The organism is Solibacillus isronensis (assembly GCF_023715405.1).
Classification (GTDB): Bacteria; Bacillota; Bacilli; order Bacillales_A; family Planococcaceae; genus Solibacillus; species Solibacillus isronensis_B.
On record NZ_JAMBOC010000043.1, the window covers coordinates 1 to 337 of the forward strand.

Below are 337 nucleotides of genomic sequence, written 5' to 3' on the forward strand. Positions count from 1 at the left end.
CCCATTACGCAAGTAAGTAAGACCCCTGAAAGACGATCAGGTAGATAGGTTCGAGGTGGAAGTGCGGTGACGCATGCAGCTGACGAATACTAATCGGTCGAGGACTTAACCACATTTTATTGCACAAATTCAATGAAACGTTTATCCAGTTTTGAAAGAATGAAAATTTTTTCAAGGGTTTCAAGACACAGCAGTGGATTGAAAGCCGACAATAGTGAAGTGATGATGGCAAAGAGGTCACACCCGTTCCCATACCGAACACGGAAGTTAAGCTCTTTAGCGCCGATGGTAGTTGGGGGCTTCCCCCTGTGAGAGTAGGACGTCGCTTCGCACACGC

Annotated in this window: 2 rRNA genes; both read left to right on the forward strand. The window is 46.9% G+C overall.

The window, feature by feature from the left end:
- A 23S ribosomal RNA gene (locus M3166_RS19130) occupies positions 1–113 on the forward strand; the annotation flags it as partial.
- A 102-nt stretch (positions 114–215) separates the two neighbouring features.
- A 5S ribosomal RNA gene (gene rrf / locus M3166_RS19135) occupies positions 216–331 on the forward strand.
- Positions 332–337: the final 6 nt, after the last annotated feature.